The organism is Pseudomonas sp. SR18, assembly GCF_023701505.1.
In the GTDB taxonomy this organism is placed as follows: Bacteria; Pseudomonadota; Gammaproteobacteria; order Pseudomonadales; family Pseudomonadaceae; genus Aquipseudomonas; species Aquipseudomonas cyclaminis.
Window position 1 is genome coordinate 748,798 of the sequence record NZ_JAMQAU010000001.1, and the last position, 16,503, is coordinate 765,300.

Below are 16,503 nucleotides of genomic sequence, written 5' to 3' on the forward strand. Positions count from 1 at the left end.
ATCAGGCCTGGTTGAGCTGGGCTTTGAGCAAATCGCGGAAGGTCTGGATCAGCGGCTCGCGGCTGCGGCCACGGCGCATGATCATCGAGAACGGCGCCTGGTAACCAAAGGTGGCCGGTAGCAGCACGCGCAGATCGCCCTTGTCGGCCCAGGCCTGGGCGTAATGCTCCGGCAGGTAGCCGATATAGGCGCCGGAGAGCACGAGGATCAGTTGCGCCTCCATACTTTCCACCGTGGCGGCACTGTGCTTGAAACCGTGGCGCGCCAGTTCCGCCTGGCTCCAGTAGCCGCGTCCAACCATGCGTTGCTGGGTGATCACTTGTTCGGGAATGCGTCGTTCATTAAACAAAGGATGCCGCGTACTGCAATACAGCCAGTGCTGCTCGCGGTACAGCGGCATGTAGATCAGTCCGCTCATGCGATTGGAGAAGGCGCCGATGGCCAGGTCCAGGCGATTGTCCTGCACACCTAGCTGCAGCTCGTAAGGGCTCATCACCGATAAATGAAGGTGCACCGCCGGGTGTTCCAGGCTGTAGGCGCCAATCACTTCGGCGAACGGCAAGGCCTTGTCGCTGACGGTGGAGTCGAGCACGCCGAGCTTGAGGGTGCCGCGCAGCTCGCCTTTGAGTGCGGCGGCGTATTGCTCGAAGCCTTCCAGCTCGGCTAATAGACGCAGGGTTTCCTGATGGAACAACTCGCCCTTGCTGGTGAGACTGAAGCCACCACGCCCGCGATGGCACAGCACCAGGCCCAACGCCGACTCCAACTGACTCATATACGTGCTGATGGCCGACGTGGACAGGTTGAGTTCGTGCTGCGCATTGGCAAACCCCTGGTGCCGCACGACGCTGACGAAGATGCGCAGGAGTTTCAGGTCGGGCAAGGCGTTGGCCATGAGGTCTCCAGAGGCATACACAAAATCCTGTGGGAGGGGGCTTGCCCCCTCCCACATTTGAACGCAGTTTACCCCAGGCATTAGTTTAGAAAAATCTGAACTAAGTATTTGCCCCTGCCGATTCTTCCCGCCACGGGCTTTTCGCAGAATCGGCCTCTAATAAACAAAACAACGATGAGGCAATCCCGTGGACAAGATTTTCCACCAACCACTGGGCGGCAACGAAATGCCGCGCTTCGCCGGCATCGCCACCATGATGCGTCTTCCCCACCTGCAATCGGCCAAGGGCCTGGACGCCGCCTTTGTCGGCGTGCCCCTGGACATCGGCACCTCGCTGCGCGCCGGCACCCGCTTCGGGCCGCGTGAGATCCGCGCTGAGTCGGTGATGATCCGCCCGTACAACATGGCCACCGGCGCCGCACCGTTCGACTCGCTGTCGGTGGCCGACATCGGCGACGTGGCGATCAATACCTTCAACCTGCTCGACGCCGTGCGCATCATCGAAGAAGCCTACGACGAGATCCTCGAACACAACGTGGTCCCCATGACCTTGGGCGGTGACCACACCATCACCCTGCCGATCCTGCGGGCGATCCACAAGAAACACGGCAAAGTCGGGCTCGTGCACATCGATGCCCACGCTGACGTCAACGACCATATGTTCGGCGAGAAAATCGCCCACGGCACCACCTTCCGCCGCGCCGTGGAAGAAGGCCTGCTCGATTGCGACCGCGTGGTGCAGATTGGCCTGCGCGCTCAGGGCTACACCGCCGAAGACTTCAACTGGAGCCGCAAACAGGGTTTCCGTGTGGTCCAGGCTGAAGAATGCTGGCATCACTCCCTCGCGCCATTGATGGCCGAAGTGCGTGAGAAAGTCGGTGGCGGCCCGGTTTACCTGAGCTTCGACATCGACGGCATCGACCCGGCATGGGCACCCGGCACCGGTACCCCGGAAATCGGCGGGCTGACCACCATCCAGGCGATCGAGATCATCCGGGGCTGCCAGGGCCTCGACCTGATTGGTTGTGATCTGGTAGAAGTTTCACCGCCCTATGACACCACCGGCAACACCTCACTGCTCGGCGCCAACCTGCTGTACGAGATGCTCTGCGTACTGCCCGGCGTGGCGCATCGCTGATGAGCACGCAAGCGGTGTTGCAAGCCGCCACCGAGCTGGTGGCGGCCTTCGCCCGCAATGATCGCGCCGCCTATTTCGGCGCGTTCACGGCCGACGCCAGCTTTGTGTTCTACACCCTCCCCCAGCCGCTGCTCAGTCGCGATGCCTACCAGGCGTTGTGGGACAGCTGGCGCGCGGACGAGGGATTCGAGGTGCTGTCGTGTACGTCGAGTAATGCCTTTGTCAGCCTGCAGGGTGACGTGGCGATATTTGTGCATGACGTGGCCACCGAGCTGCGCATGAACGGGGAGCAATTCTCTAGCCAGGAACGCGAGACCATTGTCTTCAAAAGGCAAGGGCTACGCACAGAACAACAAGAAGGCCTGTGGCTGGCCTGTCACGAACATTTGTCCGCTGTGCCGGAAGGGCTGCCGCCCCCTTAGCCAATGTGATCGGAGCTGATCATGAATAATAAAAACAACCAAAACAGTATTCGCAAGATTGAAACCAACGGGGTCGAACAGATCCCCGACCACGAGCGTACCGCCAGCCCCAAGGATCTGTTCCGCCTGATCTTCGGCGGTGCCAACACCTTTGCCACTGCCGTACTGGGCTCGTTCCCGGTGCTGTTTGGCTTGTCGTTCCAGGCCGGTGTCTGGGCGATTGTGCTGGGCGTGCTGGTGGGTGCTGTGATCCTGGCGCCCATGGGCCTGTTCGGGCCGATCAATGGCACTAACAACGCGGTGTCTTCCGGGGCGCACTTTGGCGTGCACGGGCGGATTGTCGGTTCGTTTCTGTCATTGCTGACGGCGATTGCCTTCTTCTCACTGTCGGTGTGGAGTTCAGGCGATGCGTTGGTAGGTGGTGCGAAACGTCTGATAGGCCTGCCGGAAACTGACCTGACCCTGGGCTTGGCCTATGGCCTGTTCGCCCTGCTCGTCCTGACGGTGTGCATCTACGGTTTTCGCTTCATGCTGTGGGTCAATCGCATTGCGGTGTGGGCGGCCAGCCTGCTGTTTTTGCTGGGGATCTTCGCGTTCGCGCCAGCCTTCGACAGCCACTTCGCGGGCAGCGTCGCCATGGGCCAGACCGGCTTCTGGGCGGCGTTTATCGGCGCAGCGCTGGTAGCCATGAGCAACCCGATTTCCTTCGGCGCATTCCTCGGCGACTGGTCGCGCTACATTCCACGCGAGACGCCGAAAATGCGCATCATGCTGGCGGTGGTTGCGGCTCAGATCGCCACCCTGATCCCGTTCCTGTTCGGCCTGGCCACCGCGACCATCGTGGCGATCAAGGCGCCGGACTATATCGCGGCCAACAACTACGTCGGCGGCTTGCTGGCGGTGGCGCCGACCTGGTTCTTCCTGCCGGTGTGCCTGATCGCGGTGATCGGCGGCATGTCCACCGGCACGACCTCGCTGTATGGCACGGGGCTGGACATGTCCAGCGTGTTCCCGCGCTTGCTCTCACGGGTCAAGGCGACGTTGCTGATTGGGGTGATGTCGATAGCCTTCATCTTTATCGGACGTTTCGCCGCCAACCTGGTGCAGAGCGTGTCGACCTTCGCCGTGCTGATCATCACCTGCACCACACCGTGGATGGTGATGATGATCATCGGCCTGATCGTGCGTCGCGGTTTCTACTGCCCGGATGACCTGCAAGTGTTCACCCGCGGGGAAACCGGCGGGCGCTACTGGTTCAGCCATGGCTGGAACTGGCGCGGGCTGGGGGCATGGATCCCGAGTGCGCTGGTGGGGCTGTGCTTCGTCAATTTGCCAGGGCAGTTTGTGGGGCCGCTGGGCAATTTGGCGCAGGGCATTGATATCAGCTTGCCGGTGACGTTGGGGTTGGCGTCGGTGGTGTACCTGACGTTGCTGCGGCTGTTTCCGGAACCGGCGGCCGTCTATGGCCCCTCGCCACAGCAAGCGCCTTCGCCGCTGCAAGCTCCTTCTGCACTGCAAGTGCCTTCAGCACAATAAAAAATAATCGGAGACTCGCCGTCATGGCTTTGGATTTATTCGTCGTACTCATCTACGCCGCCGGCATGCTCGTGCTCGGCTATTACGGCATGCGCCGCGCCAAGACCCACGAAGACTACCTGGTGGCCGGTCGCAACCTGGGCCCGACGCTGTACATGGGCACCATGGCCGCCACGGTATTGGGCGGTGCGTCCACCGTCGGCACCGTGCGCCTGGGCTACGTGCATGGCATCTCCGGCTTCTGGCTGTGTGCCGCGCTGGGCATGGGGATCATTGCGCTGAACCTGTTCCTGGCCAAGCCGCTGCTCAAGTTGAAGATCTTCACCGTCACCCAGGTCCTGGAAAAACGCTACAACCCCATGGCCCGCCAGGCCAGCGCGGTGATCATGTTGGCCTACGCGCTGATGATTGGCGTGACTTCGATCCTGGCCATCGGCACCGTGCTGCAAGTGCTGTTCGGCCTGCCGTTCTGGATTTCGGTGCTGCTGGGCGGTGGCGTGGTGGTGGTGTATTCGACCATCGGCGGCATGTGGTCGCTGACCCTTACCGATATCGTGCAATTCGTGATCAAGACCGTCGGCCTGATGTTTATCCTGCTGCCGATCTGCCTGTACCGCGTCGGCGGCTGGGATGAACTGGTGGCCAAGTTGCCGGCATCCAGTTTCAGCTTCACCGCGATTGGCTGGGACACCATCATCACCTACTTCATGATCTACTTCTTCGGCATCCTGATCGGCCAGGACATCTGGCAGCGGGTGTTCACCGCCCGCGACGAAAAGGTCGCCAAGTACGCGGGCACCTTCGCCGGTTTCTACTGCATCCTCTATGGCCTGGCCTGTGCGCTGATCGGCATGGCGGCCCATGTGTTGATTCCGGACCTGGACAACGTCAACAACGCATTTGCCGCCATCGTTAAAATGTCGCTGCCGGACGGGATTCGTGGCCTGGTGATTGCCGCAGCACTGGCGGCGATGATGTCCACCGCCAGCGCTGGCTTGCTGGCTGCCTCCACCGTGCTGACCGAAGACCTGCTGCCGCGTTTGCGTGGCGGAAAACAGTCGAGCCTCAACATCAACCGCCTGTTCACGATGCTGACCGGTATCGCAGTGCTGGGTATCGCACTGGTGGTGAGCGATGTGATCAGCGCGCTGACCCTGGCCTACAACCTGTTGGTTGGCGGCATGTTGATCCCGTTGATCGGGGCGATCTTCTGGAAGCGCGCCACCACGGCGGGGGCAATTACCTCCATGACATTGGGTTTTGTGACGGCGTTGGTGTTCATGTTCAAGGATGGGCTGGATGCGAACACACCGATTTACTACAGCCTGGCGGTTGGGTTGGTGAGTTTTGTGCTGGTGAGCTTGCTGTCGCGTCGGCCGGAGGCGGTGGCGACTCGGGTGGCTTGACGTCCAACAGCATTGAAACGGTTTCTTCAGCGGGCGCGACGTCGGATGTCGCGCCCGTTTTTTTATCGCTCAACGGACAGGTTTTGGTTCGCCTGAATGATTTCCTGGACCAGGGAGGCCCAGACCAGTCCTTGGGTTGTACCCGCGGCATAGGTGCCACCGGCGGCGATTTGATGGTGGGCGGCCCAATAAACAATCGATAGTCCATCTGAGGTACCAGGCCTGGCACATTCGACTATGCGCAAATCGCCATTTTCGATTGCGCTGCGGTAAGACATTGGAAAGTGCAGAGAAACAGCGGCCAGACACGCTGCCAGGATTTGCTCCTTGTACTCCGGCGTAGAATCAGGCGGAACCTGACCACCGGAGACAAGAATACAGTCACCGTCCAAGCGGCAGTTCATGACGCCAATTGGCAGATCGTATTGCAGCTTGAGACCACGCATTTCGGCACCTTCATTACCCACAGCGCGCAGCTTGAAAAACCAGCCGATGATCGGAATAACTTCTGGCTCCTCTATGCCCATAGCAGTGATGACGAAGTGTTCTCTGCTCAGCTCAGCAATCTCGACTGAACTCAGATGCTGAATATGGAACTGAACCCCCGAGCGCTGCAGCAGCGCCTCTATTTCATCCATTAGATGGATAAATTCGACATCGTAGCCTGATACCTCAATTGCTCGACTTATTCCTGGGACGCCATAACGCGCCAGAAACTGTTGCTGACTGATTTCTGCGAATTCACCCTTAGTTTTGCCACTAGGCCACGGCCTGTTTTCGATGTCGCGTTGCTCACATATCGCAGCAGCTACGTCACTCGCGTCTTCCCTGTAACAGCGTACAACCCGCGCTCGCGCGAATTGCGCCAGCGACGGGTTGTCAGCCAGGAGTTTTTCAAACAACTCAATGCCGGCGCGGTTGCATTCAACTGCAAGACATTGATTTCCGGAAAGTAGATAGTCGTTATGTAGCGGCTTTGCAGTCGTCTCCGTCGCTGACAGATGGCGCATGTTCACACGCTTATGACTGGCACCATCACTCTCCCGACTTCCCCCATAGACGGTGACCTGATAATTCGCCAAACGACAAATCACAGCCTGGAGCAGACCGTTAATCCCTCTGCCGATAATCGATACATGCGGCGCATCGGTATCCGCATGCAGGGAAGGAATCGCCAATGAGTGTGCAAGTTTACGCCTGACAAGGCCGCGCAAGGCCATCAAACTCAGTTGAACAGAAACAGCATAATCAAGATCGCAATGGCAGTCTTCGCCGGTTGCCGCCTGCACAGTCAGCGTCGCTGGTCTGCGCCAAGTGGTGACACTACAACCGAGCGCATGGGTACGCATGCGAAACGCGTCCAATGTTGTAGGCCCGTAATCCAAGACCAATTGGATGTCTTCAGCCTCTGAGAGGGCCTGTAAAGCATCGTCGCTGAACACGTCTGGTTTGGCGACGCATATTAGACGGGCATCTCTACGCATACACTGAATGAGGGCCTGGTCGATACGATGGGTGGACTCATCGTTCAGGGATAAACAGATGGCGACAGCACTGGCACCCTGCAGCGCCTCGAACCAGTCCGTCACAAATGACACTCGACCATCGGTAGACGCTATTCCGGTAGGATCCGGCGCGCGGCCGCGTGGACTCAACACTTTAATCCGAACATCCGGGTCTCGATCAAGTAACCGCTTGACCAACTCTTTGCCCACATTGCCGTATCCCAGCACACTGATGTCATGGGGGACGGAACCATTGGCCAGTGTCAGCCAGTACAGAATATAAGTTGCAACATGCGGTGCGTTGACCCCGGGCGTATTGACCACTCGGATACCGTTGGATTCGCATAGATCTATCCGTATCTTATCCAGGCTTGTACCTCTTCGGATCAAACAGAGGTCTCCAAATGGGTGGGATACACGCCATTGCTCGATAACATCTCCATCAATGGATTGGTCGCCGACTATGAGGGTTGACGGACGCAGTAATGCGATCTGTATGAGCAGAGCTTGCTTGGTTAATGATGGGGGAATAAAAAAAACATTGCTGGGTGCGGTTGCCTTCCAGGCTCTCGATACAGGTGCGATATGTAAAACATGTTCAGCAATGGCGATAAGTGAGGCGGCAACTGGCGGGATGGGCGAGCGCATCATAACTTTGCCTCCAGCGTTTTTAAATTAACTCATACATCTGCTCTCTTTAGGAAATTACAGAAACGTAAACGATACATATCTATTCCTAATAAAATTCAAACTACGCTTATATTCAAAATAAAATAAGCCAGATAATTCTGACAACACGGTAGTCCGATTCCGATAGCTATAATCCGAAGACTGACATGCAACAGACGGTGAGAAGAGAATTCAAACGGATATGTCAGCGGGCACGACGCAGGATATCGCAGCCGCTTTTTCGTTTGATGCAAAGCAAATGTGGGAGCGGGCTTGCTCGCGAATGCGGTTTATCAGTCAACTTAACCATCAACTGACACACCGTATTCGCGAGCAAGCCCGCTCCCACATTTAAACCCGCTGCGGTCGGAAGACCGGGCCTTACCTACGACGTGGACGCCGCTGCTCATCATCCGTACGAATCGGCACCGGCTGCAGCGGAGGCTCGATCAAGCCCAGTGCAACACCCAGATCATGGAGCCAGTTTTGAATTTTCTCTTTCATGGTTTGCCCCCTTTGAGGGTAATGCTGGTAGGCGCATGTTCTGTCGCCCTTTCCTACATTGATAGTAGCCCTAAGTCCTACGTATTGCTTGAACGAAACCACAATGAACTATTACCAAATCCATCCAAATGCTGACGAACTGGTCAAGCAATGGCGCGACTGTCTTTCATGACCTCGGGCTGACCGAGCTGCTGCAGATCAATCCACGCATTGAGGTTAGCGCCGAGCATACCCTTTCGCCACATCAGCCAGGTGGTCGCAGTGGCAAATTGCCCGGTCAGCGGATGAACGGACACGCTGTCCTTGCCCGGCAGGCTGTCGAGCATGGATTGGGACATCAATGCCACCCCGGAACCGGCGATCACGCAAGCGAGCATGCCTTGATAGGATTCGATCTCAATCGCCCGTCCCATGGCAACGCGCCCGTGGGAAAACCAGCTTTCCAGGCGTGTGCGATAGGCACAACTGCGTCGGAACGTGAACACCGAGCGGCCGGCAACATCCTGCGGGCCACGCACGGGTGGGTGCTCGGCTTCGCAGATCAGCACCAGCTTTTCCTCGCATAACTGCACGCCGTCCAGTGTGGCGATGCTCAGCGGGCCATCTACAAACGCGGCGTCCAGGCGTCCCGTGATCAGACCTTCCAGCAGTTCACCGCTGGGTGCGGACTGCACCTGCAGATTCACCATCGGATAAGCCTTGTGATAACGCGCCAGCAACTTGGGCAGATGGACCGCGCCGGTGCTGTACATGCTGCCGAGCACAAAATCACCGGCCGGCTGCCCGCCTTGCACCGCGCCGTGGGCTTCGTCGTGCAGTGCCAGCAGGCGAGTGCTGTAGTCCAGCAATATCTTGCCTGCCGGAGACAGCTGCAAGCGCTGGCGTTCACGCACGAACAGCTCTACGCCGAGTTGCTCTTCCATTTGCTTGAGACGGGTCGACAGGTTCGACGGCACGCGGTGCAGGCGCTCTGCCGCACGGGTGATGGAGCCCTCTTGCGCCACGGCCTGGAAAATCCGCAATTGACTGAACTCCATACCTTTCTCCAAAACTGAACAAGTTACTCACTATTATTCAATTTTACAGAAAGTCAATCCACTTTAGGCTGACGGTCATTAGTTTCTCAGCAGGACACCTGACCATGTCACCCCTCATTCGCTTACTCGCCAGCTCCATCGCCCTGATGATGGCCATGGGCATTGGCCGCTTCGCCCTCACCCCGCAAATGCCCCATATGCTCAGCGAAGGGCAGGTCGACCTGACCGACGCCGGTCTGATCGCCGCCGCCAATTACCTGGGCTATTTCGTGGGCGCCGTAGACTCGATTTTCGCCCGCGGCCATCGTCATGTGCGCGGTCGTCTGTACGGCGGGCTGTGGCTGTGTGTGTTGCTGACCTTTGCATCGTATTGGGCCCACGCATTCTGGCCGCACCTGCTGTTGCGCTTTGGCACGGGTGTGGCGAGTGCCTGGGCCTTGGTGATGATCACCAGTTTGAGCCAGCCACTGGCACTCGCCGCCGGACGGCCGCGTCTGGGCGCCCTGGTATTTGCCGGGCCGGGCCTGGGGATTCTGTTGACCGGGTTATTGGCGCTCGGCTCAAACCTGCAGGGACAAGACTCCGCCACCTTATGGTTGGTCTATGGCGCGGTGGCACTGGTGATGTTGCTCGCGATCCTGCCGTTTTTGCCGCAGCCCTGCGCCAGCGCCCCTGTCGGCAGCCATAACGACGCGGGCAGTAACGGCAGCATCACGCACCTGTGTTGGATTTATGTCCTGTTCGGACTGGGTTACATCATTCCAGCAACCTTCCTGTCGCAGATGGCCAGCGCCCAATTCAAAGGCGCCTGGCAAGCCGATCTGTTCTGGCCGTGCTTCGGCCTGCTCGCAGCGGTTGGAGTGGGGGTGGCGACCTTGCGTCGCAAAGACCCGGACACGACCCGCCGCTGGCTGATGACCACCCTCTGGCTCCAAGCGACCGGGGTGTTCGCCTGCTTGCTGGGTAATGGTTGGGGGTTGGCGCTGGGGGTTCTGTTGTGCGGCGGACCATTCCTGGCCTGCATGCAGCTCGTAATGGCGCGCATGCGGGAGGTGGCACCCGACGGCTATCAGCGCAGTACCGGGCTGCTGACCGCCAGCTTTGCCATCGGCCAATTGAGCGGGCCCTTGCTGGCGTCGGTGAGCAGCCACCTCAGCGGTGGCCTGCGACCGGCATTGGTCATTGCCGGCACAGGCCTGTTCCTGGCGGGAGCAATATTGGTCAGCCGGCAACCAGAGGCGCTTGCGTGCGCACCTGCTCGCGCCGTGCCAGCACCAGGAAAAACAGCCCTCCCAGGAAGCAGCCGGTAAACCAGGCGAAGTTGGCCATGCCCTGCAACGCCGGGGTGAAGGTGATCGCGACGCCCACCAGTGTCGCGGGCACCAGGGCCTTGACCGCTGTCCAGTTCACGCCACCGTCGAAGTAATAGCGGCCACTTGGGCTGTCATCGAACAGCGCATCCACGTCGATCTTCTGTTTTTTGATCAGGTAGAAATCCACCAGCAGGATCCCGAACAGCGGCCCGATAAACGCCGCGAGGATATCCAGGGTGTAGTGGATCATCAGCGGGTTGTTGAACAGGTTCCATGGGGTAATAAAGATCGAGGCGACCGCCGCGATCATGCCACCGGCGCGCCAGCTGATTTTGCTCGGTGCGACGTTGGCGAAGTCAAACGCCGGGGACACGAAGTTGGCGACGATATTGATACCGATGGTCGCGGTCACAAAGGCAAACGCACCCAGCAGCACGGCCATGTTGTTGTCGATACGCGACACCGTGGCAATCGGATCGTGGAGCATCTCGCCAAACACCGGCAACGTGCCCGAGACGATCACTACGGTCACCAGGGAGAACGCCAGGAAATTTACTGGCAGGCCCCAGAAGTTTCCGCGTCGCACATCCTGCATGCTGCGGCAGTAGCGGCTGAAATCGCCGAAATTCAGGGTTGGTCCCGAAAAGTACGACACCACGAGCGCAGTGGCCACGATCACTTGGCCGAACGCTTGCCAGCCCGACAGGGATTTTTCCGCCAGGGTAAAGCTGATGTTCGACCAGCCCGCCTTCCAGACGATCCAACCGGCCAGGGCAAACATCACCGCATAGACCACCGGCCCCGCCCAATCGATAAAGCGGCGGATGGACTCCATGCCGGCCCAGAAAACTGCCGCTTGCAGCACCCATAAGCTGAGGAAACCAAACCAGCCCAGGTAGGACAGCCCGGCGAAATGCGGCTCTGCATACACCGCCATCTGTGGGAAGAATCGTAAAACCACAATGATCAGCGCGCTGGACGCCAGGTAGGTCTGAATCCCATACCAGGCCACGGCGATAAGACCGCGAATCACTGCAGGAATATTCGCGCCAAAGACACCAAAGGCGAGCCGGCAGATCACTGGGTAAGGAACGGCGGCCTGTTGGCTCGGCTTGGCCACCAGATTGGCGATCAGTTGCACGATGCAAATACCGGCGAGCAAGGCGATCAACACCTGCCAACTGGCCAGCCCCAGAGCAAACAGACTGGCGGCGAATACATACCCGCCAACGCTGTGCACGTCACTCATCCAGAAGGCGAAGATGTTGTACCAGTTCCACTTCTGCGGCAGCGGGCCCAGATCCTGGTTATACAGGCGTGGGCTATAGCCTTTGGGCAATTGTTCGGTCATCGCTGGGCTCCTCGTCATACCGGCCTGCGCTTCCGTCGCAGGGGTGCATACGGAAGGCGGCAAGTTTTGTATACGAGACAGTCAGCAGAATACGTGCCAATGGCACACAATCCCTCTACAACGGCGTTTCAAAGGAGATGAAGGTACCTTCGTAGCGGGGACCACGCTCAGCAACGGTGCACATAAATCCTGTACACAATCATCGGTGCACCCGATGTGCACACAGGTGCCCAACCGTGCAGCACACCGCCGTCAAAACGGTGCCCCAGGCCATGTCCATCAGCGCCAATCCAGTAGACCAGCCTTGCAGCGTGGCCCAGTTGCTCAGGTCGTAGGTGCCATAGGCCACAAGCCCCAGCAAGGCCCCCATACGCGCCGCGCGCTGCCAACTGATGCTGGGCAAGACCACGAACACCACACAACCGAGGACATACAGGAGATAGAACAGCACTGCGGGCAATAGGCGGGGCTGATCAAGCATCAGCGGACCCAGCAGGGATTTGTAGGTGGGGCCCATAAGGACACCGAGCCACAGGCCGTCGAGCACCAGGAAAGCAAGCAAGGTGGCGAGGTAAGCAAACACAGACTTCTTGGACATCGACGCAACCTCTGTAGGAGCCCATTGCTCCTACAGAAGAGCAAAACCTACTCAGCTAAGTTCAATACGATCCGCATGGATCACAATCTGACCTTGCTTGTAGAGCGCACCAATAGCCTTCTTGAAGTTGCCCTTGCTCACGCCGAACAAATTGCTGATTACGGTCGGGTCGCTTTTATCGCTGACCGGCAATGTGCCGTTGTTTTCGCGCAACTTGGCGAGAATCTTCGAGTTGAGGCTGGAGGCCGCTTCCTGGCCAACCGGTTGCAGGCTCAGGCTGATGTTGCCATCGGCGCGGATCTCTTTGATGAAGCCTTTTTCTTCCTTGCCCGGGCGCAGGAACTTGAACACCTCGTTCTTGTGAATCAGGCCCCAGTGCTTGTTGTTGATGATCGCCTTGAAGCCCATGTCAGTGGCTTCGGCCACCAGCAGGTCGACTTCCTGGCCTACGACGTAGTTGGCCGGGGTCTTGTCCAGGTAACGATCAAGACGTGCGGTGGCGGTGATGCGCTTGGTGTGCTTGTCGAGGTAGACGTGCACCACGCAATATTCACCGGCAGTCATCTGGCGTTTTTCTTCCGAGTACGGCAACAACAGGTCTTTTGGCAAACCCCAATCGAGGAATACACCAATGCTGTTGACTTCCACCACTTTCAAACTGGCGAATTCGCCGACTTGAACTTTGGGTTTCTCGGTAGTGGCGATAAGTTTGTCATCGCTGTCCAGGTAAATGAAAACGTTAAGCCAGTCTTCATCTTCACTGGGAATATCTTTGGGGATATACCGATTAGGCAAGAGGATTTCGCCATCTTGCGCACCATCCAGGTACAAACCGAAGTTAGTGTGTTTTACCACTTGTAAGCTGTTGTAGCGCCCGACTAGAGCCATTTCCAATACCCTCATTGCGTGGGCGGCATTCTACCCGAGTTGCGTGCGCCACGCGCGCGCGCCTGAAAAATCACAGGCGGTTGAGGCTTCCAAAGGGCATCGCTCCGCTCGTCCGATCATTTGGCTGGATTTTACTCCTGCGCCAGCGCTGCTTCGCCCCAGGGTTTGCAGCCAAAACAGCAAGTTACGGGCTAATTTCAACGATGAACTTCGTTTATTTCCAGCTGCGGCACTTATTCCCAGGGGATATTTGCCAAGCAATTGTCAAGTATTTCCTGTACGATGCCTGGCCAAGTTAATTTTCTACAGGTTAGTGGCCGCCATGCGCGTAAAAGCATCCAACAGCAAAGCAAAGCCAGCTCCCGCCGTTGAAACCAGCGAATCGATCAACAGCCAAATCGCTGCGTTCCTCAAATCCGGTGGTGAAATCCAGCAAATTGCCAAGGGCGTGAGCGGCCAGACTTTCGGCCCGTCCAAGCAGATCAGCCTGGGTAAAAAGTAATACCGCGCAGCACACCTGGTCCCTAAGCGTCTTGCCTTCAAGGCGCTAGGACTAGAGCCCGAAGCACCCTCCCCTAACATTCAATAGTGCGCTAATCGACGAACGGGCCTCATCGCCTGACATTCGCCGGTATCCTTGCACACGTCTAGCGCGGGCATCTGCCCGATGTTCTCCATTACTGCTCCTCGCTTTTCATGGAGTGAAGCATGCTCAAGTCCTGCATTTTTCTGGTCAGCACATTAGTGGCTTGCCCTCTTGCCGAAGCGCAGATCTTCCAGCGCGAATTGGGCGACTTCGACCTGAAATTGGGCACTACCCCCAGCCGCAGCATGGCCCAGGGCCTGGTCAAGCCGACCTCACCGGGCAGCGATTCTTTCCACGGCGGCCTGGACCTCAGCCACGACAGTGGCCTGTACTTCGGCCAATTCTCGCCCAACATGGGTCTGTCCTCGGCAAGCACCCTCGAAGTCGATTCCTACATGGGCTTTAAACACCCCTTCGACCAGACGCTCGGCTATGAAGTCGGCTTGATCCACTACAGCTACCCCAAGCTCAGCCCCCTCGACAGCCAGGAGTTCTATGGCGGCCTGAACCTGTTGGGCAATCGCTTCGGCGCCTCTTTCAGCAACGACCCGGACCGCCAGGACAGCACAATTTTTGCCGATCTCGGCGGCACCCAGCCCTTCGGCATCGGCGTGAGCATGAAGTACACCACTCATCAGTTGGGCACGCCGGCTTCGGTAGACGGCGGCACCATCAGCAGTTTCAGCGACTGGTCGGTGCAATTCTCCCGTGCCTGGAAGGGCATCGACCTGGACCTGATCTACAGCGACTCCAGCCTCAGCGGCGGCGATTGCTCAGCGTACTCCGGACACAATTCGCAATGCGACGGGCTGTTGACCTTGAAGGCCGTGCGGTCGTTTTATTGATGGGCTGAACTGTCGCGCCCGACGCGGGTTCACATGCATTGACTCTCTCTGCCCAAGGACACGCCCATGCTGCATCGGCTCAAACTGCTGGTGGTACTCCTGACCCTGAGCCTGGCACTCGCCGGCTGCAATCGCGTGGGGCTGGCCTATCGCAACCTGGACGTGATCATCCCCTGGACCCTCAATGACTACCTGGACATGAACGCCGGGCAGAAGAGCTGGTTCAACGACAAACTCAAGGAGCACCTGGCCTGGCACTGCACCACACAGTTGCCCGGTTACCTGGATTGGCTCGATCGCCTGCAACAGATGGTCGACGACAACCAGGTCACCGACGCGGCGCTTAAGATGCGTACCGCCGAAGCCGAACAAGCCATTGCTGAAATCGCACGTGAGATCACCCCCTCGGCCATTGAACTGCTCCAGGGATTGGATGAACAACAGGTCAAGGAAATGAACGACGCCCTGGCCAAGGACCTGCGCAAACGCCAGGACGATTACCTGAAGCCGCCGCTGGCTCAGCAAATCAAGGACCGCGCCGAGCGCATGAATAAACGCCTGGACACCTGGATGGGCCCGCTGAGCACCAGTCAGCAGAATCGTGTCACAGCCTGGTCCATCGCCCTGGGCGAGCAGAATCAGGAATGGATCGGCAACCGCGCCCATTGGCAGGCGCAATTTATCGACGCCGTGCAGCAACGCCACAGCACCGACTTCCCGAGGAAAATGCAGCAATTGCTGGTGGACCGCGAAAGCCTGTGGACCCCGCAATATCGTGCGGCTTACGCCCAGACCGAAGCCGCGGCGCGCAGCCTGATTGTCGACGTGATGGCGGAAAGTACGCCGCAGCAACGCTTGAAACTCACGCAGAAAATCGACGGCGTACGCAGCGACTTCAAGGCACTCAAATGCCTCAAGGCCGCTGCGAACTAATGTAGGAGGGGGCTTGCCTGTTCAGGCGATCTGCGCCTTGGAGGCCACTTCAGCGAAGGTCGCAGGATCAAGCGCATCGTCCTGCTCATCCAGTACCTGGCGCGGATGATCGTTGCCGGGAATGGAGCTGTCGATCAGCGCCAGCAGTTGGGCACCCAGCGGCGTGAGAATGAAATTCTCGCCATTGCCACCCTCTTCCTCGGGGCGCGATTCAATAAAGCCGCGTTTGAACAGCAGCGCTTCATAATCTGCCGCAGTCTTTTTCAACGCATCCAGATTGCCAGTGTCCTGGCCCGCCGTGGCCTTCTCGGCCGCTTCCTGTTCGGCGTATTTACGCGGGGCAAAGCTGCCTTCGCCATTCTGCACTTCGTGCAGCAAACGCTCGATCAAATCCCAGTTGTAAGTCGTCATCCTGATTCCTCCTGCGGGCATGCAAAAGTGTCCCGTCAAAAGGTGTGACTCGTATCGTCATCCGCCGTTCAGCCCATCGGACGGGCGTGATTTCTCTGAACTTTCCAGACGTTCGCCCCCTCAACCGTACATCATTGCCAAGGAGGTCCGAACCATGAAAACCCTGAAAAATCTGACCATCGCCGCCGCCCTGCTTACCGCCCTGCCCGCCTGGGCCTGTACACCCGACGAGGCCACGGCCAAACGTGAGCAATTAGCCACGCAAGTTGCCAAGCTCACCGAGCAGAACCCCAGCAAAGCCAAAGAGATGAACGACGAGCTGCAGAAGATGGACCTGGACACCGAGAGCGCCGAATTCCCTGACAAGTGCCAGTTGATCGACGCCCGTCTTGAAGAGCTGAGAGAAGCTGCCGCAAAAGCGAAAAATTGAAGGCATAAAAAAACCGGACGACGTCCGGTTTTTTCA

Annotated in this window: 17 protein-coding genes; 9 read left to right on the forward strand and 8 right to left on the reverse strand. The window is 58.3% G+C overall.

Features of this window, described 5'->3' with window-relative positions:
• Position 1: 1 nt before the first annotated feature.
• Entirely contained in the window at positions 2–895 is an 894-nt protein-coding gene (locus tag NDJ82_RS03505; protein ID WP_003175387.1) for a LysR family transcriptional regulator, read from the reverse strand.
• Positions 896–1,082: 187 nt separating this feature from the next.
• Here NDJ82_RS03505 and speB point away from each other — a divergent pair, with 187 nt between their 5' ends.
• Genes speB through NDJ82_RS03525 form a run of 4 tightly spaced genes read left to right on the forward strand, consistent with a single transcriptional unit; the run spans position 1,083 to position 5,397 of the window.
• The gene (gene speB, locus NDJ82_RS03510; protein WP_083357426.1) at positions 1,083–2,033 is read left to right on the forward strand and encodes an agmatinase; all 951 of its coding nucleotides are present in this window, start codon (positions 1,083–1,085) and stop codon (positions 2,031–2,033) included.
• Positions 2,033–2,455: a YybH family protein gene (locus NDJ82_RS03515; RefSeq protein ID WP_250924937.1), complete on the forward strand. Its 423-nt coding sequence runs from the start codon at positions 2,033–2,035 to the stop codon at positions 2,453–2,455. Before speB ends, NDJ82_RS03515 begins: the two co-directional genes overlap by 1 nt.
• Positions 2,456–2,476: 21 nt before the next feature.
• Positions 2,477–3,991 (forward strand): purine-cytosine permease family protein, encoded by a 1,515-nt coding sequence (locus NDJ82_RS03520; RefSeq protein ID WP_112196399.1) that lies wholly within the window; start codon positions 2,477–2,479, stop codon positions 3,989–3,991.
• A gap of 23 nt (positions 3,992–4,014) precedes the next feature.
• Positions 4,015–5,397 carry a sodium:solute symporter family protein gene (locus NDJ82_RS03525; RefSeq protein WP_112196400.1) on the forward strand — a complete coding sequence of 461 codons (1,383 nt, stop codon included), beginning with the start codon at positions 4,015–4,017 and terminating at the stop codon, positions 5,395–5,397.
• 62 nt (positions 5,398–5,459) lie between these two features.
• Here NDJ82_RS03525 and NDJ82_RS03530 read toward each other — a convergent pair whose 3' ends face one another.
• From NDJ82_RS03530 to ptrR, 3 genes are all read right to left on the reverse strand, one after another.
• The gene (locus NDJ82_RS03530; protein WP_250924938.1) at positions 5,460–7,553 is read right to left on the reverse strand and encodes an FAD-dependent oxidoreductase; all 2,094 of its coding nucleotides are present in this window, start codon (positions 7,551–7,553) and stop codon (positions 5,460–5,462) included.
• Between the two features lie 399 nt (positions 7,554–7,952).
• A complete protein-coding gene (locus tag NDJ82_RS27415) occupies positions 7,953–8,075 on the reverse strand; it encodes a PA1414 family protein (protein ID WP_003193089.1) in 123 nt (40 codons plus the stop codon).
• A 143-nt stretch (positions 8,076–8,218) separates the two neighbouring features.
• A complete protein-coding gene (ptrR, locus tag NDJ82_RS03535) occupies positions 8,219–9,112 on the reverse strand; it encodes a putrescine utilization regulator PtrR (RefSeq protein WP_112196402.1) in 894 nt (297 codons plus the stop codon).
• Between the two features lie 104 nt (positions 9,113–9,216).
• On the opposite strand from ptrR, the gene NDJ82_RS03540 reads away from it, so the two are divergent.
• On the forward strand, positions 9,217–10,422 hold the full coding sequence (locus NDJ82_RS03540; protein WP_250924939.1) for an MFS transporter: 1,206 nt from the start codon (positions 9,217–9,219) through the stop codon (positions 10,420–10,422).
• On the opposite strand, the gene NDJ82_RS03545 is transcribed toward NDJ82_RS03540, so the two are convergent.
• The 3 genes from NDJ82_RS03545 to NDJ82_RS03555 form a co-directional block, all read right to left on the reverse strand.
• Entirely contained in the window at positions 10,334–11,776 is a 1,443-nt protein-coding gene (locus NDJ82_RS03545; RefSeq protein WP_099584056.1) for an NCS1 family nucleobase:cation symporter-1, read from the reverse strand. The two genes, NDJ82_RS03540 and NDJ82_RS03545, sit on opposite strands and share 89 nt — an antisense overlap.
• Positions 11,777–11,975: 199 nt before the next feature.
• The gene (locus NDJ82_RS03550) at positions 11,976–12,374 is read right to left on the reverse strand and encodes a DUF2177 family protein (protein ID WP_250924940.1); all 399 of its coding nucleotides are present in this window, start codon (positions 12,372–12,374) and stop codon (positions 11,976–11,978) included.
• A 51-nt stretch (positions 12,375–12,425) separates the two neighbouring features.
• Positions 12,426–13,262, reverse strand: a complete 837-nt coding sequence (locus tag NDJ82_RS03555; protein WP_099584054.1) for a CvfB family protein — start codon at positions 13,260–13,262, stop codon at positions 12,426–12,428.
• Between the two features lie 322 nt (positions 13,263–13,584).
• Between NDJ82_RS03555 and NDJ82_RS03560 the strand changes: the two genes are divergently transcribed.
• From NDJ82_RS03560 to NDJ82_RS03570, 3 genes are all read left to right on the forward strand, one after another.
• Complete coding sequence (locus NDJ82_RS03560; RefSeq protein WP_003193095.1) at positions 13,585–13,764, forward strand: PFL_1563 family small protein; 180 nt, start codon at positions 13,585–13,587, stop codon at positions 13,762–13,764.
• A 206-nt stretch (positions 13,765–13,970) separates the two neighbouring features.
• Entirely contained in the window at positions 13,971–14,693 is a 723-nt protein-coding gene (locus NDJ82_RS03565; RefSeq protein WP_099584053.1) for a TorF family putative porin, read from the forward strand.
• A 66-nt stretch (positions 14,694–14,759) separates the two neighbouring features.
• Positions 14,760–15,626 carry a DUF6279 family lipoprotein gene (locus tag NDJ82_RS03570; RefSeq protein ID WP_250924941.1) on the forward strand — a complete coding sequence of 289 codons (867 nt, stop codon included), beginning with the start codon at positions 14,760–14,762 and terminating at the stop codon, positions 15,624–15,626.
• 21 nt (positions 15,627–15,647) lie between these two features.
• On the opposite strand, the gene NDJ82_RS03575 is transcribed toward NDJ82_RS03570, so the two are convergent.
• On the reverse strand, positions 15,648–16,037 hold the full coding sequence (locus NDJ82_RS03575) for a transcriptional regulator (protein WP_158876930.1): 390 nt from the start codon (positions 16,035–16,037) through the stop codon (positions 15,648–15,650).
• A 154-nt stretch (positions 16,038–16,191) separates the two neighbouring features.
• On the opposite strand from NDJ82_RS03575, the gene NDJ82_RS03580 reads away from it, so the two are divergent.
• Positions 16,192–16,467 (forward strand): hypothetical protein, encoded by a 276-nt coding sequence (locus NDJ82_RS03580; RefSeq protein ID WP_250924942.1) that lies wholly within the window; start codon positions 16,192–16,194, stop codon positions 16,465–16,467.
• The last annotated feature ends 36 nt before the right edge of the window (positions 16,468–16,503 follow it).

What these genes read in the sequence shown, in the direction of transcription:
- NDJ82_RS03505 (WP_003175387.1), bottom strand. Translation starts at nt 895, where the DNA reads ATGGCCAACGCCTTGCCCGACCTGAAACTCCTGCGCATCTTCGTCAGC.
- NDJ82_RS03515 (WP_250924937.1), top strand. Translation starts at nt 2,033, where the DNA reads ATGAGCACGCAAGCGGTGTTGCAAGCCGCCACCGAGCTGGTGGCGGCC.
- NDJ82_RS03520 (WP_112196399.1), top strand. Translation starts at nt 2,477, where the DNA reads ATGAATAATAAAAACAACCAAAACAGTATTCGCAAGATTGAAACCAAC.
- NDJ82_RS03525 (WP_112196400.1), top strand. Translation starts at nt 4,015, where the DNA reads ATGGCTTTGGATTTATTCGTCGTACTCATCTACGCCGCCGGCATGCTC.
- NDJ82_RS03530 (WP_250924938.1), bottom strand. Translation starts at nt 7,553, where the DNA reads ATGATGCGCTCGCCCATCCCGCCAGTTGCCGCCTCACTTATCGCCATT.
- NDJ82_RS27415 (WP_003193089.1), bottom strand. Translation starts at nt 8,075, where the DNA reads ATGAAAGAGAAAATTCAAAACTGGCTCCATGATCTGGGTGTTGCACTG.
- ptrR (WP_112196402.1), bottom strand. Translation starts at nt 9,112, where the DNA reads ATGGAGTTCAGTCAATTGCGGATTTTCCAGGCCGTGGCGCAAGAGGGC.
- NDJ82_RS03540 (WP_250924939.1), top strand. Translation starts at nt 9,217, where the DNA reads ATGTCACCCCTCATTCGCTTACTCGCCAGCTCCATCGCCCTGATGATG.
- NDJ82_RS03545 (WP_099584056.1), bottom strand. Translation starts at nt 11,776, where the DNA reads ATGACCGAACAATTGCCCAAAGGCTATAGCCCACGCCTGTATAACCAG.
- NDJ82_RS03550 (WP_250924940.1), bottom strand. Translation starts at nt 12,374, where the DNA reads ATGTCCAAGAAGTCTGTGTTTGCTTACCTCGCCACCTTGCTTGCTTTC.
- NDJ82_RS03555 (WP_099584054.1), bottom strand. Translation starts at nt 13,262, where the DNA reads ATGGCTCTAGTCGGGCGCTACAACAGCTTACAAGTGGTAAAACACACT.
- NDJ82_RS03560 (WP_003193095.1), top strand. Translation starts at nt 13,585, where the DNA reads ATGCGCGTAAAAGCATCCAACAGCAAAGCAAAGCCAGCTCCCGCCGTT.
- NDJ82_RS03565 (WP_099584053.1), top strand. Translation starts at nt 13,971, where the DNA reads ATGCTCAAGTCCTGCATTTTTCTGGTCAGCACATTAGTGGCTTGCCCT.
- NDJ82_RS03570 (WP_250924941.1), top strand. Translation starts at nt 14,760, where the DNA reads ATGCTGCATCGGCTCAAACTGCTGGTGGTACTCCTGACCCTGAGCCTG.
- NDJ82_RS03575 (WP_158876930.1), bottom strand. Translation starts at nt 16,037, where the DNA reads ATGACGACTTACAACTGGGATTTGATCGAGCGTTTGCTGCACGAAGTG.
- NDJ82_RS03580 (WP_250924942.1), top strand. Translation starts at nt 16,192, where the DNA reads ATGAAAACCCTGAAAAATCTGACCATCGCCGCCGCCCTGCTTACCGCC.